Annotated in this window: 19 protein-coding genes and 1 pseudogene; 14 read left to right on the top strand and 6 right to left on the bottom strand. The window is 51.5% G+C overall.

Annotated elements, in window-relative coordinates; all coding sequences use genetic code 11:
- Window positions 1-80 precede the first annotated feature (80 nt).
- Window positions 81-1,253 (bottom strand): FISUMP domain-containing protein, encoded by a 1,173-nt coding sequence (locus Q0P86_RS03275; RefSeq protein WP_295037424.1) that lies wholly within the window; start codon window positions 1,251-1,253, stop codon window positions 81-83.
- Window positions 1,250-2,068 (bottom strand): TIGR02147 family protein, encoded by an 819-nt coding sequence (locus tag Q0P86_RS03270; RefSeq protein WP_295037422.1) that lies wholly within the window; start codon window positions 2,066-2,068, stop codon window positions 1,250-1,252. Before Q0P86_RS03270 ends, Q0P86_RS03275 begins: the two co-directional genes overlap by 4 nt.
- Before the next feature lie 245 nt (window positions 2,069-2,313).
- Here Q0P86_RS03270 and Q0P86_RS03265 point away from each other — a divergent pair, with 245 nt between their 5' ends.
- From Q0P86_RS03265 to Q0P86_RS03210, 12 genes are all read left to right on the top strand, one after another.
- Window positions 2,314-3,420 (top strand): fibrobacter succinogenes major paralogous domain-containing protein, encoded by a 1,107-nt coding sequence (locus Q0P86_RS03265; protein WP_295037421.1) that lies wholly within the window; start codon window positions 2,314-2,316, stop codon window positions 3,418-3,420.
- Window positions 3,421-3,486: 66 nt separating this feature from the next.
- A complete protein-coding gene (locus Q0P86_RS03260; RefSeq protein ID WP_294113895.1) occupies window positions 3,487-4,584 on the top strand; it encodes a fibrobacter succinogenes major paralogous domain-containing protein in 1,098 nt (365 codons plus the stop codon).
- An 18-nt stretch (window positions 4,585-4,602) separates the two neighbouring features.
- On the top strand, window positions 4,603-6,018 hold the full coding sequence (locus tag Q0P86_RS03255; protein ID WP_295037419.1) for an FISUMP domain-containing protein: 1,416 nt from the start codon (window positions 4,603-4,605) through the stop codon (window positions 6,016-6,018).
- Window positions 6,019-6,280: 262 nt separating this feature from the next.
- A complete protein-coding gene (locus Q0P86_RS03250) occupies window positions 6,281-7,645 on the top strand; it encodes an ATP-binding protein (protein WP_295037417.1) in 1,365 nt (454 codons plus the stop codon).
- Between the two features lie 251 nt (window positions 7,646-7,896).
- The gene (locus Q0P86_RS03245; RefSeq protein ID WP_295037415.1) at window positions 7,897-9,966 is read left to right on the top strand and encodes a fibrobacter succinogenes major paralogous domain-containing protein; all 2,070 of its coding nucleotides are present in this window, start codon (window positions 7,897-7,899) and stop codon (window positions 9,964-9,966) included.
- Window positions 9,967-10,005: 39 nt separating this feature from the next.
- Window positions 10,006-11,019 carry a Fic family protein gene (locus Q0P86_RS03240; protein ID WP_163452933.1) on the top strand — a complete coding sequence of 338 codons (1,014 nt, stop codon included), beginning with the start codon at window positions 10,006-10,008 and terminating at the stop codon, window positions 11,017-11,019.
- A gap of 78 nt (window positions 11,020-11,097) precedes the next feature.
- Entirely contained in the window at window positions 11,098-11,805 is a 708-nt protein-coding gene (scpB, locus tag Q0P86_RS03235; protein ID WP_290996419.1) for an SMC-Scp complex subunit ScpB, read from the top strand.
- Window positions 11,806-12,124: 319 nt separating this feature from the next.
- On the top strand, window positions 12,125-12,673 hold the full coding sequence (locus Q0P86_RS03230; protein WP_295037411.1) for a hypothetical protein: 549 nt from the start codon (window positions 12,125-12,127) through the stop codon (window positions 12,671-12,673).
- Window positions 12,674-12,676: 3 nt separating this feature from the next.
- On the top strand, window positions 12,677-13,723 hold the full coding sequence (locus tag Q0P86_RS03225) for a hypothetical protein (RefSeq protein WP_295037410.1): 1,047 nt from the start codon (window positions 12,677-12,679) through the stop codon (window positions 13,721-13,723).
- Window positions 13,724-13,744: 21 nt separating this feature from the next.
- Window positions 13,745-14,335 (top strand): TlpA disulfide reductase family protein, encoded by a 591-nt coding sequence (locus tag Q0P86_RS03220; protein ID WP_295037408.1) that lies wholly within the window; start codon window positions 13,745-13,747, stop codon window positions 14,333-14,335.
- Entirely contained in the window at window positions 14,332-15,660 is a 1,329-nt protein-coding gene (locus Q0P86_RS03215; RefSeq protein WP_295037406.1) for a hypothetical protein, read from the top strand. Before Q0P86_RS03220 ends, Q0P86_RS03215 begins: the two co-directional genes overlap by 4 nt.
- A 45-nt stretch (window positions 15,661-15,705) precedes the next feature.
- Complete coding sequence (locus Q0P86_RS03210; protein WP_295037403.1) at window positions 15,706-16,995, top strand: hypothetical protein; 1,290 nt, start codon at window positions 15,706-15,708, stop codon at window positions 16,993-16,995.
- Between the two features lie 101 nt (window positions 16,996-17,096).
- Here Q0P86_RS03210 and Q0P86_RS16860 read toward each other — a convergent pair.
- A pseudogene (locus Q0P86_RS16860) lies at window positions 17,097-17,315 on the bottom strand (AAA family ATPase); the annotation flags it as partial.
- Between the two features lie 195 nt (window positions 17,316-17,510).
- Here Q0P86_RS16860 and mutS point away from each other — a divergent pair.
- Together mutS and Q0P86_RS03195 are read left to right on the top strand one after the other, a co-directional pair.
- A complete protein-coding gene (mutS, locus tag Q0P86_RS03200) occupies window positions 17,511-20,123 on the top strand; it encodes a DNA mismatch repair protein MutS (protein ID WP_295037399.1) in 2,613 nt (870 codons plus the stop codon).
- 83 nt (window positions 20,124-20,206) lie between these two features.
- Window positions 20,207-20,710 carry an HD domain-containing protein gene (locus Q0P86_RS03195; RefSeq protein WP_290991317.1) on the top strand — a complete coding sequence of 168 codons (504 nt, stop codon included), beginning with the start codon at window positions 20,207-20,209 and terminating at the stop codon, window positions 20,708-20,710.
- Between the two features lie 48 nt (window positions 20,711-20,758).
- Here Q0P86_RS03195 and Q0P86_RS03190 read toward each other — a convergent pair whose 3' ends face one another.
- The 3 genes from Q0P86_RS03190 to Q0P86_RS03180 all read right to left on the bottom strand — a co-directional run bounded on the left by Q0P86_RS03190 (window position 20,759) and on the right by Q0P86_RS03180 (window position 26,590).
- Window positions 20,759-21,265 carry a RidA family protein gene (locus tag Q0P86_RS03190; RefSeq protein WP_295037395.1) on the bottom strand — a complete coding sequence of 169 codons (507 nt, stop codon included), beginning with the start codon at window positions 21,263-21,265 and terminating at the stop codon, window positions 20,759-20,761.
- A 61-nt stretch (window positions 21,266-21,326) separates the two neighbouring features.
- Window positions 21,327-24,719: an MFS transporter gene (locus Q0P86_RS03185; RefSeq protein ID WP_295037393.1), complete on the bottom strand. Its 3,393-nt coding sequence runs from the start codon at window positions 24,717-24,719 to the stop codon at window positions 21,327-21,329.
- 218 nt (window positions 24,720-24,937) lie between these two features.
- Window positions 24,938-26,590 carry a sodium:calcium symporter gene (locus tag Q0P86_RS03180; protein WP_291025588.1) on the bottom strand — a complete coding sequence of 551 codons (1,653 nt, stop codon included), beginning with the start codon at window positions 26,588-26,590 and terminating at the stop codon, window positions 24,938-24,940.
- Window positions 26,591-26,613 lie beyond the last annotated feature (23 nt).

Raw genomic sequence — 26,613 nt, 5'->3', positions numbered from 1 at the left:
CACGGGGCTTTTATTGTCGCCTATCCATGCGTTTCGCACATGGCATCCCGGCACGGTTGCGGCTCGCCCCCACCGCTTCGTCAATCCTTTAGGCATCGGACATTCAGATAGTTGCCCGATGTCATGGACGTTGCCGGGTAACCGACATTGAGTCCGTCAAAAACGAGCGTCCCGAATTCGCTTTCCGTGTCCGTCCATAGGTAGGTCGCCACTCCCATTTGCACGAATTTCGGGGTGTTCCCGATGATGCTGTAGCGTCCTGCCGGGTAAAGGCTGAATCCGTAAAGGTCGCTTCCGTTTCCGCTTTCCCAGCCTTCGGTCGTCCTGAGAGCGGTCATGTCCTTCCCGGTGTTATCCTCCAGGTCTACAAAGTCCTGGGCGGACGGCAGCCGCCAACCCTCTGGGCATGCCGTCTTGGCGTCGTCGGGAGAATACATCCTGCCGTATTTTTCGCAGTTCTCGTCGTCGTTTTCGTAGCAGTAACTCGTGAAATCCCCCTTGTAGTTCAGGTTCTCGGCAAGCCATGTCTGCGAACCTATCGTCGTGGTGGCGTAAGTCCGCCCGTCCCGCTTGTCCACAAGGAGCGTGGAATCGGCTTCAGCGTCTTCTCCCGGGGCGTAGAACTCGGCAATGCAGATATCCTTCATTCTCTTGGCCGTAGCCTGCAAGTATTCATCGGCGGCAATTTTCGGCGTGAACTTCATGACGCACGAGAGGTGCAGAACGCTGCATTTTTTCAGTTTGAAATAGTCCGTGAAGACGCCGTCGTTTTCGGCACAGTAGTCTGCGAAGGCGGTAGAATCGGCCCTGCAGTTTGCCACGGCGCTGTCGCCGTAAGAATTGTCCAGGTGATCCTCCACTACAGCGTCCAGCGAATCCCGATTCAAAAATTCCGTATAGATGTTCTTCTTGTAGGTGCGAGTCAAGTTCATGCGGACGCCGTTCTGTTCGGCATACAGGTTCACGGTGCAACCGTCGTCAACGGTCCCGCCCGCATGCTCGTAGTAGGGCTTGGCGGCTGTGGTAAAATCGACATCGAACCACGACAAGCCCCGTTCCTTGTCCTTGACTTCCACGAGCCTCAGGGCGACCTTGGGTTCCCATGTCATGAGCCTTGCATAGGCGGCGCTGTCCAGGCTGGCGTTCTGCTCTTCGGTGTAGCCGTTGGCGATTTCCTTTTCCGAATCGCTGCAGGCGGTGCAGAACAGGAACGCAAGGCAGGGGATGGATAGAATGTTCGGGGAAAATCTCATTTTTTAATTTCTTTGGTCAGCGGGAACAACTGCAGGTTCACCCTGTAAACCCTGTCGCAGTCCTCTGCGGCAGAAACGATTGCGGCTATCTTCTTGCGGCAGAAATCCAGTTCGCTTACGATTTGCGCGTATGCCGCCCGGTTTAAGGCGACCGTCATTCCCGAAAAGTTGCGCTCCGTTACGGGGAATGCCTCGACGGCCTTCTCCGCAAGCCTTGCCATCTGTCTGTGCATGCCGCGGATGGCCCGCGGAATCTTCTCGGACGAGCCAAGAATTGCCTTGTCGGATTGGACATACCTGTTGCGCCGCTCCTTCAGAAATCCCGCCTGGACCAGGAAATCCAGGGATTTCTTCACGTTCTCGGGAGTCACGCTTTCGTGGAGCATATTCGCGATTTTTGACGGCGTGGCATTGGCAATCCTGGGGGCAAGTTCCCGGAGCACCGGGTTCCACCAGTTCTTGAAGTATTCGTAGCCGTCGCCCCCTACGACCCGGATCCTGTCGTCCTTTGCCAGGGTGTGCATCTGTTCAAGGGCGGCCTGCCTTTTCTTTTCTACGGGGGAATTGCAGTAGGTGACCAGCGCCAAGAAGTAGGATGTCTGGATCTTGGAAAGGCCCATGACTTTTGACAGGCGGGCGGCGCCGACGCAGCTCAATTTCGACTTCCCGTCACAAACGAGTTTCAGGAACTTTGTGCTGGCGTATCCGGCCATCTTGTTGAAGCCGCGCCACGACAGGCCCGTCATCAACTTGCGCTCTTCGTAAAAATCCCTGATGTAGGTTCGGTAGTTGTCGTAGTCGGAAATCGGTTTCATGGGCTTTTCAAATTTACCTTATTGGGTTGGAATTTGCATTTTTTACGGAACGGAAAATTTCGATAAGATGTGCTTTTTATCACGTACTCTTCAAGAAAATTCTCCATATGTCGCAACGTGAGACATATAGAAATTTTTCGGCCCGACGCGGCATAAAAAGTTCGTTTTTCTGCGCATTGAAGGCTTGCGATGCACGGGGGTGCTTTGTTATTTTTAGGAGGTAAATTATCATAATGGATGTTTTTATGAGAAAGTCTTTCCAGCATGTCATTGCGACCCTGAACTTGTTTCAGGGGACGCATTCTCTAACCATCTTCTTGTTGGCGGCAATCTTTGTCCTTTCCTCCTGTGACGACTCTTCGTCGGCTTCTAGCAACGGATCGGATGAAAATGCCGCGGTCGATTCTTCATCTTCGGTCTGTAAGGATTGCGATGACGAATCAAGTAGTTCTGCTAAAAAGATTGAATCCTCTGCTGAGAAGGATGTAGAATCATCGGATGATGCCAAAATAGATGAATCTTCTTCAATTAAGGAAAACAGAACAAGTAGTAGTTCTGTAAAGACAGATGATTCTTCTAGTAGTAAGAAGGATGTATCTAGCTCGTCGGTTAGTTCTTCATCGAGTGTCAAGTCTAGCAGCAGTTCTTCCGTGAAGCAATCTTCTTCAAGCGTTGGTTTCATTGATCCTGATGATGTAGTTACGGGTACCATGACCGACAGCCGCGACAACAAAGTCTATAAGACGGTGACCATCGGCACCCAGACTTGGATGGCGGAGAATCTGAACTACGCTTACACCAGCGTTCCCTATAAGTTTGACAGTAAATATGGCAGTTACACCTCCGATTCCACAAGTTGGTGCTACGACGATGATCCTTCCAATTGCGACAAATACGGTCGTCTTTACACTTGGGCTGCCTCCATGGACAGTATAGGAACCTGGAGCACTAACGGAATAGGCTGCGGATACGGTTCCACATGTTCGCCTACTTACCCTGTTAGAGGAATTTGTCCCACAGGCTGGCACTTGCCTACCAAAGCCGAATTTGAAACTTTGTTCACCGCAGTGGGCGGTTCATTCCAAGCAGCAAAGAGGCTCAAATCTGCCAGCGGATGGGAAGCTGCTGGCGAGGCCACCGATGCCTATGGCTTTTCCGCTCTTCCGGCGGGCGCCCGCGACAACAAGGGAGCCTTCAGCAGTCCGGGTCTCTACGCGTACTTCTGGAGTGCCACGGAGTTCCGTGACTACGCCTACAACATGTTCTTGTACAGCAACGACGAGTTCGCATACCTGGAATACAATTACAAGTACGACGGCTTCTCCGTCCGCTGCGTCAAGGACTCTGACTAGCCCGCCAGCGAGTTATCAATTCCGAAATCCGAATTCAAAAATCCCGAATTTCCCAAAGGTTTCCCTATGAAAAACACGTTCGCGAAAAAGTTCACTGTCTTAGCCCTTGCAGGGGTGCTCGGATTTGCCCTTTCCGCCTGCGATGACTCTTCGTCGGCGGGTGGCGATGAAACCGAAACAAGCGCCCTGAGCAGCGCCGAAGGGCAGGAAGACGTGTCGTCCAGTTCGGAAAAGTCTTCTTCGTCTAGCAGTGTCAAGGACTCTGAGCCTGCCGAAGTGTCCAGCAGTTCCACGAAAGAAAACAAGAAATCTTCAGATTCCAAGAGTTCAAGTTCCGTAAAGTCGGGTGATTCTTCGAGTTCGACTGAAGCGCCGAAAAGTTATGCCGAAGCGAAGGTCATGCCGTCGGGAACTTACGCGTGTTCCAAATACAAATGCTTCACGACAGAATACCTGAATCAGGACTTTCTGGAAGCGGGGAAGTATGGCGAAATTCTCGACGAGCGAGATGGTCAGGTCTATAAGACTATTGAGATTTGCGACGAGGAAAATGAAAATTGTCAGATATGGATGGCTCAGAATTTGAACTACGCATACACTAACGTTCCCTATAACTATGGTGACTACACCTCCGATTCCACCAGTTGGTGCTATGACAACGCCCCTGCCAATTGTTTCAAGTACGGACGACTTTACACCTGGGCTGTGGCCATTGATTCGGTGAAGTTGGCGAGCGATGCAGACAATCCGCAGGACTGCGGCTTCCGCAAAGATTGCGACCTCATTTCGGTAGGTTCGGCAACCTTAATTCAGGGTTTTTGTCCCAACGGCTGGCATCTGCCGAACGGAGATGAATGGAATGCCTTATTCACGGCGGTTGGCGGAAGAAACATAGCAGGTACAAAGTTGAAATCTACAAATGGTTGGCAAGAAAATGGCAACGGCGATGACGCTTTCGGTTTTTCTGCGCTCCCTGCTGGTAGAAGGGCCTACAGTGGCGACTTCTTCAATGACGCCACTAGGACGTACCTATGGAGTTCTATTGAAGGCGAAAGCCTCGGCGCGTACAGAGTGAATTTGGACTATCACAGCGGCCTTGCGGACTTGGGGAGTTCCTACAAGAACCACGGGTACTCCGTTCGTTGTCTCAAGGACTCTGAGTAATTTCCAAAAGGTTTCCCTATGAAAAACACATTCGCGAAAATGTTTACGGTTTGCACCCTTGCGGGGGTGCTTGGTGCTGCGTTTATCGGTTGCGGGGACGACGATTCGTCTTCGCCGAAAGGGACGGGGCTCCCCGCCAAAGTGGCCGACATGGAAGAACTCGAGACCTACGGGTGCGGCATGGATGTCATCGGCGAGAAGGTCTATGTAGTAGACCTTGAATTGAACTACGAATGCGACGGCGAAAAGTGGTTCAAGTCCTACGACCAGACAAGGCCGAGTTCGACTTCCACAAAGTCGTCGAGCAGCAAGAAGTCCGACGGCTCCAGCGACTCCAAGGCTGCCGACAAGGACGGTTCATCGAGCAGCGACGCTACGACATCAAGCAGTTCTGCGAAGTCCAGCAGCTCGCGCCCGACGGAAATCCTTGAACCCGAAATCACCGTGAACGAGACCTGCACCGAGGTGGGAGCCTGTGACGCCATGGTCAAGACCGACATCAGCACATGGCACTTTGTGCGCAAGGACAACTTCGGCGACGATGCGGAATACACCTACACGGTGGACGGCAAGGACCTTATCGTTACCATCAAGAATGCCGACGGCACGACCAACTCCAAGACCTACTCCATGTATAACATGGAATCCGAAGCGGGCGTGGAAATGGCCTTCAACGCCGCAAAGTCCACCTGCAAGAACGGCGGCGGGAACGACAATGTAATAAGCAAGACTTGTGTGAAAGACACGATTCTAGCCTTACCCGAATGTAAATCAAGTATTGACGGGGCGCTTGGGATTGATACTGCCGGTATAAAGGTGATTTGTCTAGAAAATGAATGGAAAAGATACATCGAGTACGGCTCTTTGACGGATGCGCGTGATGGGCAGACTTACAAAACTGTGAAAATCGGTGAGCAAATTTGGATGGCCCAGAACCTGAATTACGCTTATTTAGTGCCCACGGATGAGGAAGATTCCTCCAGCATCTGTTATGAAGACAATTGCGCTTTATTTGGTCGGCATTATTTGTGGAGTGCCGCCATGGATAGTGCGGGCGTATTCACGGATAATGCAAAAGGATGTGGATCGAGAGTTTTTTGTTCTCCAATTTATCCTGTAAGAGGAATTTGTCCAGAAGGTTGGCATTTGCCAGATTTTCAAGAATTTGAAACAATGCTTTTTTTTGTTGGCGCTAAAGTGGAAAACTATAAAAATATTGGAGAAATATATGTGGATGTCAATCATAGGGAATTCGGTTTTACAATTCCCTATGATGGTATAAGTGTTTATCGTTATTTGACATCCACTGAAACAGATTATGACGAAGGATTTACATTTGGGGTTAATTTCGAAAGAGCTCCTGATAAAGTTACAATGTGGGGCGCTCCCAAAAATAGATTCAACCCAGTCCGCTGCATCAAGGACTCCGATTAACCCGCCGACGGATTTTCAATTCCACACCGCACATTACACATCGACTTCGCGTTAGGGATGGAAGTGGCGAAGCCATTCGGACTCGCGAAGCAAGGCTGAACGGACGCACGGCTGCCTTATTCTTGCCATAAAAAATTGCCGTGCGATAACGCGACAGCCCGACTCGGCCCTTGGCCGGGGAACGCCCAATAAATGGCTAAATTTTGAAAATTATTTAGTAGAAAAATTATTTTCCTGCTAAATAATTTGTTATATTAGGGGTATGGAATTCCTAGATCGTGAAGAAGAATCGAAAAGGCTGAAGGCGGAACTCTCCCGGAAGGGGGCGTCTTTTGTCGTTGTCTATGGCCGTCGCAGGTTGGGCAAGTCCACCTTGTTAAAGCGCGTCTTGAAGGAAAACGATATCTATTTTATGGCGGACCGTTCGGAAGAATCCGCCCAGCGCCGTTTCCTGGCCATGGCGATTGCAGTCCGGTATGAGGGGTTCGATTCCGTTGCTTACCCCGACTGGGAGTCGCTTTTCAGGGCATTCAACTACAGGTGCGCGAAGGGTTCTACGCTCTGCCTGGACGAGTTCCCTTATCTTGTGAAATCCTGCGAGATGTTGCCCTCTACGCTGCAGAAACTGCTGGACGAAAAGTCCTTGAACTTCAACCTGGTGATTTGCGGCTCGTCGCAACAGATGATGTTCGATGTCGCCCTCGACGAAAAATCGCCATTGTATGGGCGAGCCCATGAAATTCTCCGGTTGAAGCCTATTCCGGTTTCTTACTTGCCTTCTGCGTTGAAAATTTCGGCAAAGGAGGCCGTTTCTGAATATGCCGTTTGGGGCGGGGTGCCCCGCTATTGGGAACTGCGTGAACGGTATCGGAATTTCAAGTCGGCCTTGAGGGAATTGGCCCTTTCTCCCATGGGCGTCCTTCACGACGAGCCTGTGCATATTTTGCGCGACGACATGCGCGACCTGGTGCAGGCGTCCACGCTTCTTGGAATCATCGGGAACGGCGCGAACCGAATTTCGGAGATTGCGGCGCGTGCCGAAAAGAATGCGGCGACTTTGAGCGCCCCTTTAAAAAGGCTCGTGACCATGCAGCTTGTGGACCGGGAAATCCCTTTCGGTGAAAATCCAAAAAATAGCAAGCACGGCATTTACCACTTGTCCGACCCGTTCATTAATTTCTATTACCGGTTTATTAGCCCGTATCGTTCGCTGCTAGAACTGGGCCGTATCGATTACGTGGAAGAAATCGTAAAACAGCATTTCTCTGAATTTGAAGGTTTTTGCTGGGAACGCCTTTGCCGGCAGGCTGTTAGCGGGCAGGTTGTCGGTGACGAAATGTTCAATGTGGCTTCCAGGTGGTGGGGCAATGTCGGCAAGAACGAACGGGTTGAAATCGATGTCGTTGCCGAAAGCATGGACAAGAAAACGCTGCTTGTCGGGGAATGCAAATGGACGAATGGCGAAAATGCAGGGCGCCTGTTTGCTCATCTGAATGAGCAGGTTCAGAAATTGCCGTTCGTCCACAAGTATAAAAAAAACGTCCCGGTTCTTTTTTTGAAAGAAAGACCTCGCGACAAGACGGATGGAATTGTCTTTTTGCCGGAAGACATCCTTAAAATTATTTAGTAGAAAAATTATTTTTCTGCTGAATAATTTTATTGATTGAATTGTCACTCTGGAATAATTTATTTTGCCCAAATCTACCATAAAATTGCCTACATTTGGCAAGTTATAACTCTATATGTCCCAAGTTGAGTCATATAGAAAATTTCTGATAGAAAATCTTGAAAAAAGTTGTTTTTATGTGCGCTGAAGGCTTGCGGTGCAGGGGGTGCTTTGTTATTTTTAGGGGGTAAGGTTTACAAAGGGATGTTTTTATGAGAAATTCTTTCCAGCGTGTCATTGCGACCCAGAACTTGTTTCAGGGGAAGCAATCTCTCACCATCTTCTTGTTGTCGGCAATCTTCGCTCTTTCCGCTTGCGGGGACGACGACTCGTCTTCACCGAAAGGGACGGGGCTCCCTGCCGAAGTGGCTGACAAGGCGGAACTCGAAACATACGAGTGCAGCATGGATGTCATCGGCGAGAAGGTCTATGTAGCAGACCTTGAACTGAACTACGAATGCGACGGCGAAAAGTGGTTCAAGTCCTACGACCGGACAAAGCCGAGTTCTACAAAGTCGTCGGGCAGCAAGGACACCGACGGCTCCAGCGACTCCAAGGCTGCCGACAAGGACGGTTCATCGAGCAGCGACGCTACGACATCAAGCAGTTCTGCGAAGTCCAGCAGTTCGCGACCGACCGAAATCCTAGAACCTGAAATCACCGTGAACGAGACCTGCACCGAGGTGGGCGCCTGCGATGCCATGGTCAAGACCGACATCAGCACGTGGCACTTCGTGCGCAAGGACGATTTTGGCGACGACGCCGAATACACCTACACGGTGGACGGCAAGGACCTTATCGTGACCATCAAGAGTGCCGACGGCTCGACTGATTCTAAGACTTATTCTATGTATAATATGGAATCCGAAGCGGGCGTGGAAATGGCCTTCAATGCCGCAAAGTCCACCTGCAAGAACGGCGGCGGGAACGACAACAAAGTAAAGAGTTGCGTGAAGGACACGGTAAAGGCGTTGCCAGAATGCAATGCGAGTAGGGAAGGATTTATCGGAAAGAAGGATTCTTCCTATGTAATTTGCAGGTCGGGTTCTTGGATAAAAGCTTCAGTTCTCGAATACGATACATATGGTTTAGAATGCTTTGATGATGGACGCGTGGTTACAGGAAATGTTGTAGATAGCAACATATATGTTTGCGAAAAAGGAGCTTTTCGTGTTGCATCGGAAAAAGAAGTTGAATTTTATAATGATACTTATGGATTAACATGTGTTGATGGACGAATCGTTACTGGTGCAGTAAACCCGACTAACAAATATATGTGTGAATCTGGAAGGTTTCGGACGGCAACAGAATGGGAAAAAGATACAGAAGGCCTTGACTGTATAGAGGGAGAAATTGCAAAAGGGGAGAAAGAGACTTATGTTTGCGAATCAGGAAAGTTTAGAATCGCGAATTCAATGGAAAAACATTTAAATAAAGCTTGCTCGGCGAAAAATGAAGGTATGGCCGTTATAGACTCAAACCCTGCTGGTTATTATTCTCAGATTACTTATTACACACATTTTTGTAATGAAGGAACATGGCGTTGTATAATGTTTTGGGAGTGGGATGTTCCGAAGGAAGTTCGTTTTAATAAAGAAATTGATTATGGCGTGATGACTGATAATCGTGACAATAAGGTTTATAAAACGGTAAAAATTGGAAGTCAAGTATGGATGGCGGAAAATTTGAACTATTATGATAGGGCGACAATGCCCTTGGATGAGATGAGTTCGTGTTTCAATGATGAAGATGAAAATTGTGATGTTGGAGGACGTCTTTATAATTGGACTGCAGCAGTGGATTCCGTTACATTGGCAAAAAATATTGATTTTAGGGAATGTGAAACTTCAGCAATACTGTGTAATCTACCATCGAAAATTCAGGGAGCTTGTCCTAATGGCTGGCATTTACCTGATACATTGGAATGGGTAACTTTGTTTAATGCAGTGGGTGGAATTTCGACAGCAGGTAAAGTCCTAAAATCTTTGACTGGTTGGGGAGATAAAACCGCAAATGGGTATTCGGGTCTTAATGGGACCGATGTCTATGGTTTTTCTGTGTTACCTACTGGTTACGTAGAACAATGGGGTGGCTCCAAAGGGCTTTATTGGAAGTATGAATATGAAAGTACTCAAGTTTTATTTTGGAGTACTACTCAATATGGAAATGGAGTCACTGCGTTCACGGTGGGATTTCATAGAAACTCTGATGCGGTTCTTATTGATAATCATGTTAAGATGCAGGTTCGGTTGCCAGTCCGCTGCATCAAGGACTCTGAATAATTTTCCCGTTCTCAAAATTGTTATATTGATGTCAGGATTATGCCACAAAATGACTTGACATCCTTGATTGCCCGTTATCGTGAATTGGGAATAGATTCGCAGATAGACTATAGGAAGTTCTATCTGTATTCGATTATTACCCATTCTACGGCAATCGAAGGTTCGACGGTCACTGAAATTGAAAACCAGTTGCTGTTTGACAAGGGGATTTCTGCAAAGGGCAGAACCATTGAAGAGCAGATGATGAACCTGGATTTGAAAAAGGCGTACGAAAAGAGTATTGATTTTGCTCAAATTCATGCGGAAGTCTCGATTGATTTGCTGAAGGAACTTTCTTCGCTCGTGATGAAAAATACCGGTAGTTCTTATCAGACTGTTCTTGGTAATTTTTCGAGTGCAAATGGAGACCTTCGATTGCTGAATGTGACTGCGGGTATTGGTGGGCGCTCCTATATGAGTTTCACGAAGGTGCCTGCAAAATTGGAAGCCTTTTGTGCGGAAATGAATGAGGCTCGACATCGTATAAATCCTCAGGACTTAAAATCTCTTTATGACTTGAGTTTTGATGCGCACTACGGGCTTGTCACTATTCATCCTTGGGCGGATGGCAATGGACGTATGGCAAGGCTCCTCATGAATCAAATTCAATTTGAATTTGATGCGATTCCGTCGAAAGTCCTGAAAGAGGATAAAGAAGAATATGTGAAGAGCTTGTCGCAATCACAGGAAACAGGCGATTCAAGGTTCTTCAAGGATTTTATGCACGCATCCCTTTGCCGTAACCTTCAGAAGGAAATCGATGAATTTCTCCGTTCTACAGAAATGGGGGGAGAAAATCTGGAAATGGGGGGAGAAAATGCAAAACGGGGGGAGAAAACTCGCGATGTTATTCTCCGTATCATTCGTGAAAATCCGCAGATAACGATGGCTGCACTTGCCGAAAAAGCAGGCATTTCTGCAAAAGCAATTGAAAAGCAGATTGCCCGCCTAAAGAAAGACTCCCTGTTAGTTCGTGTAGGCCCCGATAAGGGTGGCCATTGGGAAGTGCTATAGAATGGGGGACGCCCTAAAGAGGGGTCTCCTGGGGTGGCGGCGTATTCGCCGCGGTGAAAATTTTTATTTTGCGGATGTATGGAAGAAAATCAGAATTTGGACGATTTGGCCGAAGAATCGGCGGAACTCCCGAAAGTCGAGAGCCAAGAGGATTTGGCCCGCATTATCCAGGCGCTGGTGTTTGCGTCTCCTGACATTGTGACGCTTAAAAAGCTGCGTGAAATTCTGGGTGATTTTTTGGATGCACGCTTGGTGTCCGATGCCTTGATTGCGGCGAACGATTCGCTGAACAAGATTAATTCCCCGTTCGAAATCGTGGAACAGGCGGGCGGTTACCGCTTCCGCACGCGTGCCAAGTATTACCCGTGGGTGCGCAAGCTGTTCCCCGAAGCAAATGCTCGCAGACTCAGCCAGGCAGCCCTTGAAACCTTGGCGGTGATTGCTTACCAGCAGCCGATTACCAAGGCAGCCATTGAACAGGTGCGTGGCGTGTCGTCGGTGGACGGCCCGATTCGTAACCTGCTCGACAAGGGCTTTATTGCGCTGGGTAGCCGCGCCGATACGGTGGGTAACCCCTATACCTACGTGACCACGCAGGAATTCATGAAGTATTTCGGCATCAACCGCATTCCCGAAGACTTGCCGAGACTCCGCGAGTTCAGTGAACTTCTGGAAGCGGGCGCCTTGGTGCCGCAGTACGCGAAACCCGAATCGGTGAGCCCCGAAGAACCGGTGCAGCCCGAGGAAAATCCGGACCAGGTTGAATTGTCGATGGGGGACATGTAATCCGAATAGGAATGTGCAGCATCCCATGAAATGTTTTTTCTCGGTGCCCTATTGACTTTGGCAGCCCCTTTATATATATTTATGTTATGATTTCCTCACTTTGTAAAAAATCCGGGAGTGGACGTCCGGCTTTGACCGCCGGTGGGCGTCTTGCCGTGTCTTGCGCCGTTTCCTGGTTTGGCACGAGTTTTGCAGGGGGCTGCTCGTTTAGGCAGTAGAATTTGTCTGTATTTACGCTCTAGGCTCGTGGCCATTTTCGGCTACGGGCTTTTTTTGCGTTACGTGGAATTTAACACTTACCTGTAAACGGAGGCTTACCATGAAAAAAATGCTCACCGCGCTTGTCGCATTCGCTATCGTCGCATTCCTTTCGGGTTGCGCCGGCACCCCGCAAGAAAAGGCTGCCAGCGTGCTTGTGGAAATGCAGATGAAAAAGACGAACTTGATTAAAAAGGACCATGTTCCGGCGGGGCTTGGCATAGGCGTCTCCAAGGACGAGCAGGTGGCCATGGAAAAGGCCGACCAGAACGCCCGAGTCGATTTGGCCAGGGAGATTGATGCCCAGGTGAAGGCGCTGACCAAGAACTTCAAGGAAGAAGTGGGCGGGGACATTGCCGAACACTTCCAGAGCGCATCGAAAACCGTCGTCGATACGCGGCTGAACGGGGCGACCCTCACCGATGTGAAAATCGAAACGACCGAGGATGGACAGTTCAAGATTTACGGCATCATGACGCTGGACGTTAGCCTTGTGGAAGAATACCTCAAGACCCTGGTGGATACCGATGCCGCGAACGAGGCCATGAAGAACAAGATTCGCGCCGCCGCCGAAAAGGCCTACGCCGAAATCGATGCTGAAACGAAGTAGCCTATGAACAGCAAACTTGTCTGCATTTCTCTTGCATCGCTTGTTGCGCTGGCGGTGCTTTGGGGTTGCGCATCCAATGAGGCTACGGTCCAAACGCAGCCTTCTGTTGCGCAGGCTCCCAAGGTTCCCGTGTCGCAGGAACTGAACGCTATCGCCTGTTCCGAAGGTGAATTGCGCGGTTCGGGGCTTGCCGGTGGTTACGACCAGGCGCTGAGTTACGCGGTTTCGCAGATTGCGACGCAAATCCAGAGTTCGGTCGTTTCGACGAGCGTGATGCAGACAAGGTCCGATGTTTCTGCTAGCGGCAACGAGGAAATTTCTTCGTCGTTCGACAGAAAGTCGCAGGTGCAGGCCGAAATCCGCAACAGGCAGGATGTGCACGTGCGGGAGACTATCGCCCATGACGGTGTCGTCGGTGTCGTGGCGTGCATGTCGAGGGCCGATGCCGCAAAGCCTTTCCGCGAAGATTACCTAGGCGCCCGCGATGCGCTGGTGGCCGCCGTTGCGGTGCTTTCGGTGACGAGCCATCCCTTGGACAAGTTCGGCAGTTACGAGAAGGTAACTGCGGCATATTCCAAGTACAGGGCGGCGCTGCAGGTCCTTTCTTCGCTGGGCTTTAACGAGACCTCTGCCGAAGTCGAAGACGGCTATGCGAAGGCGGTTGAAAACTACATCGGGTTCAGGAGCAAGTACAAGGTCTACATCGACGGAGCCTTTGAAAGCGAAGAAGGCAAAATCCTGTTCGAACAGATTTCGGGCGATGTAAAGCTACAGAGCCGGGAAGATTCCTGCGATGTGGGACTCGTGCTTGAACTCGAAATTTCGGCACCCTCCTGTAAGGAAGGCGCACTTGGCGTGAGCTGCACCGAGGTGGTGGCCTTGAACGGTAAGTCCTGCAAGGGCGAAACCTACTTCACCCTGGGGGGCACGCTCAAGGGGATTGGACGCTCCGACGAAAACGAGGCGAAGGCGAAGCTTTTGAAGAGTGCATCGAAGAACGACTTTGTTGCCGACTGGAAAAAGGAAATCAGCCGCTGGTTCGCGAGGTAGTGCGATATGAGCTTTACAAATATGAAAAATGTCATTGCGTGGAGCCGGAAGGCGACGAGGCAATCCCTAGTTGTATTGTTTTTCGTTGTCCTGCTGTTTTCTTCTGCATCGTTTGCGGCAGAGGCGGCTACTCAATCGCAAAGGATTCCGCTCCCGGCAGCTATCCGGGATTCGCTCCCGTGGTTTGCCGTGTTCGAACTGCAGAACGACAATGCTCCCTTTACGCGCAACCACCTGAATGCACTCGCGCAAAAAAACGAGCGGGTGGCGCTTGTCTATTTCGCAACCTGGTGCATTCCGTGCCGCGAAGGACTGAAGCAGATTTCAACAAATGCAGAAGCCCTTGCCGCCGCAAAGACAGCCGTGGTCCTTGTAAACGTAGGGGAACGGGAAAAGGATTCAATTACGAAATTCCTCGAACAGTTTTCGCTAGAAAAGATGCCCGCCGTGGTGGACCCGTTCGGCAGGCTTACGGAAGGCTTCGGGCTGATTAAGGAAGGCGAAAACATTGACCTTCCACGAACAGTCGTGGTCGATAAAAAAATGCTTCCGAGTTTCATGATTGGTGCCGAAGGCGCCGACTACATCCAGATTCTGAAAGGTGAAAAATGAATTCCGTGAATATGATAGGATTGTCATTGCGAGCTTGCCGTAGGCAGGCGTTGCAATCTATAGTAGCATTCCTGTTCCTTGCACTCCCTGCGCTTGCGACGCATGTGGCGGTTCTCGAAACTACCGCCGCAAAGGACGTACTCACGCTTGAAGAAAAGCAGTACCTGACCGATGTGCTTAGGTCCGAGGCGGTGAAGTCGCTCCCTGCCGAGCAGAATTACACCATCATGACGCGCGAAAATATCAGCATGATGCTTCCGCCGGGCAAGGCCGTGGAAGACTGCGAAGGTAGCTGCCTTGTGGAAACGGGCAAGAACATCTCTGCCAATTATGTCGCCCAGGGGCACGTGGGGCGGTTTGCAAACAACTTGACGATTACCGTGGAACTTTACGAAACGGCGGGCAACAAGCTCATGGGCAGTTTCAGCTCCAAGGCCCCGAATATCGAATCGTTGGAGACGGAAATCCGCCAAAAGTCAAGCGGGCTTTTCTCGCGCATATTGGCAAGTTCCCTAGGAAAGGTGGATTTGCAACCGGTGCTTGCCGACAAGGTGGGGCACGAGGCGGAACTCGTGATAAGGATTGACGGCGAAAGCAAGAAGGACGGTCGCAAATATGTCCGCGGTACATGGGAACTGGCGTCGGGTATCCACGAAATTGAATTCGAACACCGCTGCTATGAATCGCAAAAATTCAAGGTGAACGTGCAGAGCGGGAAGACCGTGACGGTGAACAATTCGCTCGATGCCACGATGGGGAATTTTTCGCTGACTACTAATTTCAATGGCGCGTTCCGCGAGGTGCCCGTGTTCGTGAACGGCGTGATGGTGGGGCGCACCCCGTTTACGGGGCGTGTGCCGATTTGCGCGAAGGTAGAAGCGGGCGAGGACGAGTTCCGCGAGACGGTGGTGCTGGAATGGTCGGGTAAGGAGAAACTCGAAATTGCACACGACCTAAAGAATGCGAAACCCACCGCCGAAGAACTCCGTGCAGATTCGTTGGCCTCTGTGGAACGCATGGCCGAGCAGATGGCTGCAGAAGAGGCCGCCCGTGCAGCCGCTGCCAAGGAAAAGCGCTCGGCGATAGCGAAACCGGTATCTATAGCCATGATGGTGCTCGGGCTTGCAAGCGTCGGTGTCGGTGTCTACGAGAATATGGTTGCAAGCGATGAACGTAAAAAATACGACGAAGCGACGTTTGACAACCAGAAGGATTTTGACGACCTGTGGGACAAGGTGGAATCGGCGAAGACGATGCGGAACATTTTCTATGGAATCGGCGGTGGCCTGATTGGTGCGGGTGTCGTTGTGTTCTTTGTGTTTTAACCCTCGTGTCATCCCCGCGTAGGCGGGGATCTTTAGGAAAAGTATATGGAAGAATTGAAAGAAATTTTGAATAGTTCCTTGCGAGCGATAGGGACCATGGCGCTATTGCTTCTTGCCGCTTGTAGCGATATAGGCGACCGTGATAACCCGCTGGACCCGGGGGCAGAAAATTATGCAGGTCTAATCATGTCCAGCGACAGTTTCCTTGAAATGTCCAGCGACAGTTTCCCAATCTCTAGTTCTGCGGAACCCCCCTCCAGTGCAAGCGATTGCATAGGAGATGATTGCTTTGTGGACATTTCCAGCAGCGCGAACGGAGATCTTTTTGAAAGCTCCTCATCTTCGAGTATTCGAAATGTCGGAAATTCGTCGTCGTCAGTAAAGTCTTCAAGTTCAAGAGTCTCGGCGTCCGTTTTGAACTGTGGCGACATCTGGTGCGGGTCAACGGCAACGGATGGCTTTTCGACAATCACCGCAACGGATGGAACGGTAATCGGTACAAACTGGTTTTATTATGGTGACGAGAGCAATGGCGGCAATTCCTATTTTGACTGGCCTGCTACAGTTGAACTGGATGCGTCCGTCGGGTACAAATGGGAAGGCGTTGTTTTAGCCTGTAACGGGATTTGCGGTACGGCCAATTTGGAAAATGGCTATGATTTCCCGTATGCGGGAATCGGAATTATCACGCAGGACAATAGTACGGTAGATATCTCCAGTTGGGGTGGCATCTGTGTTTCTTACGAATCAGACGAACAGATAACCGTGGCTATCCACCCCGATGAAGCCGAACAGGAAAAAATGCAGTGGGACGACTACCGATTCACGGTTCCTGCGGGTTCGCATACCATAGATATTCCTTGGAGTAAGTTCTCACAGAGAGGATATGGTCCATCGTATAGCATTACGACATTGCTAACAAAAGTGCAGTCCATTGTTTTTGCGTATCAGGATTTGGGTACGGTATCTACCCATTTTAATATTGTGGGTGTCGGCAAAATGGGAACGTGCAATGAGAATTATTCTTTAGACAGAGAGTCTGTGAAGTCTTCAAGCAGCGTGGAACAGCCGTCGTCCAGCAGCAAGGACGAACCAAAATCTTCCAGCAGCGTTCCCAACTCCGATTCGAACTCCAGCAACAGCAACACTTCCAGTTCAACGATTCAGTCGTCGTCTGGCGGGGCGGGAAGCCAATACGATGCCACAAACAACATTGTGACCGACTTCCGCGACAACCAAACATACAAAACTGTCACTATCGGTACACAAACATATCCTGCGAGGCCTCGAACCCCGTTTCGAACGGAACAGGGTCAACCTTGTACTTGCGCATAAGCCGCGTCAAGATGGTCGGTGTGCCCGTGGAAAACCAGTAGTTGGCAAGTTCCTTGTCGCTTAGTGCATTTATCAGGCTGAACGGGTTGTATACATTGGGCGAGTGCAAGACCGGAGAACAGGTCCTTGCGGCCCTCGAAATAGTACTGGAGCGTACTTACAAGCAACGACTTTCCGAAACGGCGCGGACGGGACAGGAAGTAATACAGGTCTGTATGAGTCAACTTATAGACAAGGTCTGTTTTGTCTACATAATACATACCGTCTTCGCGAATTCTCGCAAAATCCTGAACGCCGATAGGGAATCTCTTTAACGCCATGATGTTAATATGCATAAAGATGAGCGTCGCGACAATAGAGTGCTTCGCGAGTCGGGTGCGAGAACCTGTTTTCGCTTTGGTCGGAGACAGAAATAAGTAACCTTGTTTAGCGGTAGGTCAAAACATCGCAAGAAAATGTTATTATTTTTCGCATATGGCTGATAGATTGGTTGAATTGTCGATGGGAGATGCCTAATGGCTGTGACCCCGTTAATGCAGCAGTATTACGAGATCAAGAAACAGAATCCCGGCTGCATCTTGTTTTTTAGAATGGGCGACTTCTTCGAACTTTTCGAAGACGATGCCGTAGTTGCCTCGAAGATTTTAGGACTCACGCTCACGAGCCGCAACAACGGCGCTTCGGGGGCAACACCCTTGTGCGGGTTCCCGCATCATGCTGCGGACCGCTACGTGCCCAAGATGGTGGCGGCGGGTTACCGCATTGCCATTTGCGAACAGGTGGAAGACCCGAAGCTTGCAAAGGGTATCGTCAAGCGCGATATTGTAGAAATCATCAGTGCCGGCACCGCGATGGACGAATCGAACCTGAATGCGAAAGAGGCGAATTACCTTTGTGCGTTCATTCCCGAAAAGGATTCGGTCTCGTTTGCGATTGCCGACGTGACGACCGGCTACTTGGCCGCGTGCAAGAGCTCGGTGCAGGCTTTCGAATGTGAATTCTGCCGCCGCATGCCCAAGGAAGTTGTGGTGCCCGAAGGAACTTCGATTCCTAGCGGCGTCATGGACTTGATCCGCTCCGAAAACATTCTGGTGACGGAGCTTCCGGCTTTCCTGTTCGGCGAAGATTCCGCGAAGGATGTGCTGTTTACGCATTTTAAGGTCGAGGCTTTGGATGGCCTTGGCTTGGACGGGCGAGTGGTCGAAACGCAGGTGACGGGAGCGCTTCTCCAGTACCTGATGGACCAGAAGAAGTCCGAACTTTCGCATTTTACGACGCTCGAGATTCTGAATCTTGACGATTACATGACGCTTGATCCGAGTACGCTGCGTAACTTGGAACTGGTGCGTCCGTTGAATGCCGACGACATCAGCAGCACGCTTTGCTACGTGCTCGACTTTACGGTGACCGCGATGGGTGGGCGCAACTTGAAGGAATGGGTGAGCCACCCGCTGATTTCGGTGGACCGCATCAAGGAACGCGAAGAGGCCGTCGAAGAACTTGTCAATAATCCGGTCGCGCTAGACGAACTCAAGGAATCGCTGACTTCGATTCTCGATATGGAACGCCTGATGGGCCGTGTGGGCTCTGGCCGCGCGAATGCCCGCGACTTGGCGGGCATGGGCCGTTCGCTTTCGCAAGCATCCAAGGTGGCCGATGTACTTGAGGGCTTGAATTCGCCGATTTTTGAACCGATGCGAACGGCCCTCATTGCCGCCCGTGGCCGTGGCGAGGAACTCCTCTCGCAATTTAACGATGACTTGCCGCTGACCGTGCGCGAGGGCGGCATGATTCGCGCGGGTGCAAACGCGGAACTCGATGCCATGAACGAAGACATCAAGGAACGCCGCGAATGGATTGCCTCCTTGGAAGTCCGCGAGCGCGAACGCCTCGGCATCCCGAGCCTGAAGGTGGGCTATAACCGCGTCTTCGGTTACTACATTGAAATTACCAAGGCGCAGATGGCGAAGGCCACGAGCCCGATTCCCGACGAATATATCCGCAAGCAGACGACGGTGAATGGCGAACGCTACATTACGCCCGAGATGAAGGAATGTGAATCCATCATCAGTAATGCCGAAGTCAACATTCATGCGCTGGAATACAAGATTTTCTGCGAACTTCGCGAACGCGTGAACAGCTGGCGTGCCGAACTGCAGGAAATCGCAAATGCGATTGCCCATGTGGATACGCTTTACAGCTTTGCCCGCGCCGCACGCAAGTACAATTACGTTTGCCCCGAAGTCTTCGAAGGCTCGGGCATCGAAATCAAGGGCGGTTTCCATCCGGTGATTGTCGCGGTGAATTCCGACCTTGACTTTATCCCGAATGATGTGAATCTTTCGCCCGAAGCGACCCGCCTCATGCTCATTACGGGCCCGAACATGGCCGGTAAATCGACTTACCTGCGCCAGACGGGTCTTATTGTGCTCATGGCGCAAATCGGCTGCTTTGTGCCTGCCGAAAGTGCCCGCATCGGCGTGGTGGACCGCATCTTTACCCGCGTGGGTGCCAGCGATCGCCTGAGCCGCGGCCTTTCGACCTTCATGGTCGAAATGATCGAAACCGCAAACATCTTGCGCAATGCGACTTCGCACAGCCTGGTGCTCCTCGACGAAATCGGTCGCGGAACGAGCACCTTTGACGGCCTCTCGATTGCGTGGGCGATTGTGGAAACTCTGCACGACGAACCGGCCCGCGCCGCCATCACGCTGTTTGCGACGCACTACCACGAACTTACCGGCCTTGTAGAAAGCCTTGAACACGCCGGAAACTTCCAGGTGGGCGTCCAGGAGAAGGGCGACAAGCTGATTTTCTTGCACAAGATTTTGGAAGGCGCTTGCGATTCGAGCTACGGTATTCACGTGGCCGAAATGGCGGGGCTCCCGAACAACGTGCTCCGCCGCGCCCGCAAGATTCTCTTGCGTCTTGAAAAGCAGAAGATTGATCCGAGCGATGGCGCAACCCACAAGAAGCTCATGGAAAAGCCGCAGGTCGACCTGTTCGCTCCCCCTGACGAATCCACGCAGCTCCTTAAAGAAGAAATCCGCCGCTTGAAACCCGAAGAAATGACTCCGATGCAGGCGCTCCAGTGCCTGATGGACCTGAAGGAACACTACGGAAAATAATTCGGAATTCAGATTTCAGAATTATGAATTAAATTTTATATAGGTAATTCTGAATTCCGAACTCCGAAATCTGAATTAGATCTATGCTAGACTTTGCTGCTTTACAAGAGTTTGTCTATAGCAACCGAATCGTGGATTCGACGATTCATGGGCTTTCTCATTGGCGGCAGGTGGAATTCAATGGGCTCCTTCTCGCGCCCATTACAGGTGCCGACGTGACGGTTGTGCGACTGTTCGCTCTTTTTCACGACTGCAAACGCGAAGATGATGGCTACGATGGCGAACATGGCGAGCGCGGAGCTGCCTTTGCCAAGGAATGCTTCGAAAAGGGCCTTCTCGAAATCACGCAGGAACAGTTCGACCAACTGTACCATGCCTGCTTTTACCACACCAAGGAACATCAGACCGATGATCCGACCATCAACACTTGCTACGATGCCGACCGCCTAGATCTCGGCCGAGTCGGTATGTCGCTCAATCCGAAAAAGATGGCTACCACTCCGGGTGCAAGAATCGCCCACAAGTCCTTGCAGGCGAAAGTGGATGTCTATGAAATGCGCGAATGGTTAAAGACCGTTACGGTGTGAAAAAAGCCCGCTCTGTTGAGCGGGCGTAATAATAAGATTTAATCGAAGTTATCCTTCGATCCAACCGTAGCGGCCGGTGAACTTGGCTTCGGCTTTGATGACCTGGAAGGTGCAGCTGATTTCAACTGCGACATTCTTGGGAAGCTCGCTCACTCCGACGGCGGTTCGTGCGTGTTTACCGTTTTCGCCGAAAATCTTGACGGCCAGTTCGCTTGCTCCATTCAGTACTGCGGGCTGTTCATGGAAGCCTTCGGAGGACTGCACAAAACCCTGTATCTGCACGAGTCGAAGGGTTTCGTCTTCTTCGAGCAGGGTAAGGGCGGCTGCCACGTTGTTCATGAGGCAGATGGCGGCGCCTTCGGCAGCCTTTTCAACAGAAATATCTTTCGGGACCGATCCACAGAATGCCGAAAAATCCCCGTTGACCGAAGGAAGCTGACCCGAGACATAAATCGTGTCGCCGTTGCGGGTGGCCGGGACGTATGCGGCAAGCGGTGCCGGACATTGGGGGAGCGTTAGCCCCAGTTCTTGAACTTTCTTGACGATTTGATCCATTTAGACTCCTTTTTATTCTGCTCCTATACAACTTAATATACAATATTTTAGCAGAAAAGGGTTATTTTTTCTCGTCTACCAGTTCCAAAGCGATTTTTTTCATCCCGTTGAAGTCCCATTTGCCGCTCCCGAGCTTCGGAATCTGATCGACACTGAAGACGGCTCCCGGCTGCATAAGCGGCGGAATGCCCGATTTGCGGAGTTTGCGGGATATTTCTTCGGCGTTACCTTCCTTGACCAGGAGCACGATTTTTTCGCCCTTGGCAGGATCCGGAACTGCCGTCACGGCGAATTCGTGGTCTTCCATGATGCCGGATTCGGCGATGCGGAGTTCTACGGCGGTGAGTGAAATCATTTCGCCACCGAGCTTGGCAAAGCGGCTGTAACGTCCGAGGATTTGTACGAACCCATCCGGGGTGATGGTGCACTTGTCGCCGGTCTTGTACCAACGGCGTCCGTTGATTTCCAGGATGACGCTGTCTGTTTTTTCTTTGTCCTTGAGGTAGCCCTTCATGACCTGCGGACCGGTCACGACCAGCATCCCTTCTTCACCCTGCGGCAGGAATTCGTTGGTTTCCGGATCGATGATGGCGCAGACGGAACCCGGTACGGACATGCCGATGCTCGAATTGTCGGAGCATTTTTCCATGGTGAGGAAGTCATCGAGGAGTACGTTCGGGGCGTTGAGCGTTGCGAGCGGCGTGAGTTCGGTGCATCCGTAACCTTCGTAGACGTCTTTGCCGAACTTGAGCTTGAAGGTTTCTCGCATTTCGGGGCGGAGCTTTTCGGCGCCGGCGATAATGTAGCGCAACGAATCCAGGCACATCGGATGAACCCAGCGGTTGATAGCGATGGCTCGGAGGAAGGTCGGCGTGCCCATCATGATGGTCGTCTTGTACTGGGCGCACACGCGGGCGAGCGTCTTGATGTCCGTCGGATCGGGGCAGAGAACCATCGGGACTCCGTCCAGAAGCGGCATCATATAAGTCATGGTGAAACCGAACGAATGGAACAGCGGGAGAAGGGCTGTCATGACATCGGTGCGGCGAAGCTTGATAATGTGGTCGCCCTGCTGGGCGTTCGCGATCACGTTCTTGTGCGTGAGTTCGACACCCTTCGGGGTGCCTTCGGAACCCGAACTGAACAGGATGACTGCGTCGTCGTTCAGGTTGGCTGCGGTAAACCACAGACGGCGTAAAATCGCTCCCGGGCAGATGTGGATGATAAAGGTCGAAACAAGGCGACATATCGTCGACATTTTCGCTTCTTCTTCGTCCAGGTAAATCATCTGGCATTTGTCGGCGATTTGTCCGAAGGCGACGTTCTTTCCGCAGAGCTTGTCATAGAAGGCGTGCGTCGTAACTACGGTAGAAAGGTCGGCCTTTTCGATGCAGCCGAGAATCGTATCGACCGGCGCAGAGTAGTTCAGGTTCACGGACGTCTTGCCGGTGCCGAGAATTGACATAATGCCGAGGGCGGCGTCGCGGCTGGTTGGGAGCATAAAGCCCACGTTGCGGTCACCCTTGGCGACAGACTTGATGACCTTGCCGAAATAGTGGCAAAGGCGAATCATGTCGTAGCCGTTGACGTGGTTGCCGGCGGGGTCAATAAGCATCACGCGGGAACGGCGCTTGCGCATGGCCTTGAACCAAAGCGGAACGATGGATTCGGAGCAGTCGGTGGCTGCATTCCAGATGTCGGTGTCCAGAAGCTCCAGGTCGCGGCGGATGTCTTTTTCGGAGGCGTTCGCCGGGAGCGGTTTCGAAAAACCGACACTGATGACGCGGTTGAAAGACTGGGGGCGGTTCACGCATTCCGAGGCATGGCTATAGCGGCTGCCCCAGAGTCCCTGAATGTAGAACGGAACGATCTGCGCTTCGGTGCCTTCGATGGCCTTGCTGTAATCGAGAGAGAATGTTGAGACGAACGGAGTTTTCGATACTTCGCCTTCGGGGAAGATGACGACAGCTTCTCCGTTCAGGAGCGCCTTGTGGATTTCTTCCATGGCAGGGGCCGGGTCGCGGCGGTTAATGCTAATCAGGAAGTTCCCGTGGAAAAACCAGCGCTGGTACCAGTCGGCGAATGTGTTGCGGTTGCTTGCGATGCGGAGTGGCCTGGGAGATGCTATCTGGAGGACCGCCCAGTCAATAAAGCTGAAGTGCGGACCCACGAGAAGTACCGGGCCGTTTTCGGGGATGTTCTGTACGCCCATCACCTTGACTCGGTAATGGAATACGAAGGCGAAAGCAAAGCGGAGCGCCGCTCGCAAAAGGGCCATCGGGTTGTTCTTGAGGGTTGCGATAAAGCATAGTGCAAGAATTACCGCTAAAATCATGAAGCAGTAATCGAGCGTGATTGGTGTAAAGATGAGAAGCAAGGTCTGTCCACCCATGATGAGTACGAGGACGGCCATCTGGATGCTGTTCGCGACGGCGTGGATGCGGCCCGCTGTATCGGGACGGGTGTAACTTTGAATGACAGTTCGCAAGATGACGAATGCGCAGCCGGCGCTCCAGCCGATGATACCGTAAAGGATTGCCTGCAACCAGGCGTTATGCACGAACGGGAGGGCGAACATGGTGATAGCGGATGCTGCCGCAGCAAACGGGATGAGGCCTGTTTCGACGAAGCCCTTCGATGCCTTGCTAGCCGAGAATGCTCCAATGACATAGCCGATTGTGACGATGATCATCGAAACGGGAATGACAGCCGTATTCAGCATGTCGGTCATGTTCTGGATAAGAATCAAGAAAATCTGCGTGACGCCCCAGAAGGCGGCAAGACCGAGAATTGAAAGGCGTATAATCGGATGGCTCCAGGTGGCCGAAAAATTACGCATGGGCGAACGCATCTTGAGGTTGTCGTGCCTTTCGCCGACCTTGATGCAAAAGCCCGCAATGGTTGTCACGACGCTTAGGCCTAGATAAATCCATAGGGTAAGGTCAATGCTTACGGGGGAGTCGGGGCGACCCGAGAGTCCCATGGCAAAGAAGGCCGCTGCAGCGGTTCCGAGTACTGAAAGCGCCATGTACCAGGAGTTTACCTTCACGAGGTCTTCGCTTTCGACCATCTCTTTCATGATGCCGAGCTTGGCCGGGCTCAGCACCGCAAGGAAAATGCCGTACAGGCCAAGGAGACCGTAGGCAACCCATTCGGCGCCCGCTACGTAGCAGACAACAACGGCAATCACCGAGGCAAGCATCCCCACAGAGCACCATGCCATGACGCGGCCCTTGCGAAAACGGCCTGCAAAGTAGCTCGCAGCAGGGATCATAAAGATGCTGGGCGCAAAAATGGCCACTTGCAACAGCATGCTGCGCCACCAGAAGGCGGACCCTTCGAACGAGAAGGACAGCCAACGCTGAAAATGGACGAACAGGCCCATTTGCACAAAAATGCTACAGAAAACAAAAATCAGGTACGCAATGGAACTCTGGTACTTGGTCAGTTTCATAAATCCTCAGTTAGAACCTAGATCTTAGAACTTAGAGCTTTGAAGCTAGAATTTAGGGCTTAGATCTTAGAATATTCTCTAAGTTCTACAAGCGAAGCGTCTAAGTTCTACCAACTTATTTCTTCTTGAACACCTTGTAAAAGCAAAAGCTGCACATCCCGATGATGCTTGCCCATGAGAGCACCATAAAAATCAGGCCGCTAGTAGAAAATTCCATATTATGCCTCCTCGCTGTCGGAATCGCCGACAGACATATTCTGCTTGTGGAGAACGGTAGTCTTTCTGGCCGGGCCGTTCACTTTCCAGGCGTAGTAGATGGCGATATTCAAGAGTACCACGAGGGCGAGTAGGAATCCGCGAACGCCCCAGGTAAAGCCAATCTGCGAGAATTCGCTGCCGAGGAATGTCACCTTGGCGTCGGTCGGAACATTACTCAACAGGAGTACGCCCATGCCATCGTGAATCATCCAGGCGACCAGCACGACTGCCAGGTAAATCGGGCACACGTACATAATGATCGGCCTAAAGAATCGGGGGAGTTTCAAGGCGGCACCGTCGTTCATCAAGGCGAAAGCTTCGCATTCCGGCTTGCCGTCTTCGCCAATCACGTCGGACTTGCGGCGACCGAGCACGAACGAGAAAATGAACGCCTGGATCGTACCGAGAACCACGAGCAAGAAACTTCCGCCCCAGAAGTCGAGCTCGTCGACTGCACCCGCGGCAAGGCCGAAAATACCCACAAGTCCGCCCAGGAAGGTCACGGTACCTGTGGCGGTAATGGAGCCCTTGCGACTGAGCTTCAGATCGTCTTCGCAGAAACTGATCAGCGGCTGGATAATCGAAATGGCGCTCGTGACGCCTGCAATAAAGAGCATACCGAACCAAAGCGTCTGGAAGAATCCGCCAAAGGGCAACTGGCCGAATACGAAGGGCATGGTCTGGAAACCGAGCCCGAAGGTGCCGAGCTTCGCGCATTCTTCGATGTTGTTTCCGGCAATGAGTACTGCCATCGGAATCACAATCGTACCACCAAGAATGATTTCGGCAAAGCCGTTGGTGGCGCCCGCAGTCAAAGACGAAAGCACCAGGTCTTCCTTGGGCTTCAGGTAGCTTGCGTAGCAGAAGACGATGCCCATACCGAGGCTCATGGTAAAGAACACCTGGCCGGAGGCGGCAAGCCAAACGGCGGGGTTAAGAATTTCGGAAAGGTTCGGGTTCCACACGAAGGCAAGACCCTTACCGATGTCGGAAATCGTAAGCACGCGCACCACAAGGATAATGCCCATGATTAAAAGAATCGGCATGGTAATCTTGTTCACGCGTTCAATGCCCTTGCGCACGCCGAACGAAAGGAGTCCCATGTTGCAGGCGAAGGTGAGCAAGAAGAAGAGGATAGCGGCAGGAACAGGGCCGACTTTGGTGTTCAGCATGATGTAGTTGCCGAAGAATTCCTTCATCGGTTCGTAACCGCCGGCGACGACTTCCATCAGTTTGCCCGTGGCGGAGTAGTAGGTAAACGCCAGAATCCAGGACTGGATAAAGATGTAGTAGAAGCTGATGAACAGGGGCGGGAGAAGACCGAGCGAACCGAGGTGCTTTGCCCAGGGTTTTTTGTTCAGAATATAGTGGAATCCACCCGGAGCGGTGCCGTGGTGCTTATTGCCGGCTGCGCGACCAAGAGTCCATTCCATCCAAGAAAGAGGAATGCCCAGGAGCAGGAAGGCGATGAGGTATGGAATAATGAATGCGCCGCCACCGTTTGTGGCTGCCTGTACCGGAAAACGCAAAAAGTTGCCAAGTCCGACGGCGGAACCTGCGACTGCAAGGATAACGCCCAGTTTCGAACCCCAGTTATCTCTAGAGCTTTTCATTTTTTTTTCCTTTATTTTGGGGA

This window comes from uncultured Fibrobacter sp. (assembly GCF_946062555.1).
In the GTDB taxonomy this organism is placed as follows: Bacteria; Fibrobacterota; Fibrobacteria; order Fibrobacterales; family Fibrobacteraceae; genus Fibrobacter.
The sequence above is the reverse complement of the archived record's forward strand: the minus strand, read 5'-3'. Positions and strand labels throughout refer to the sequence as shown.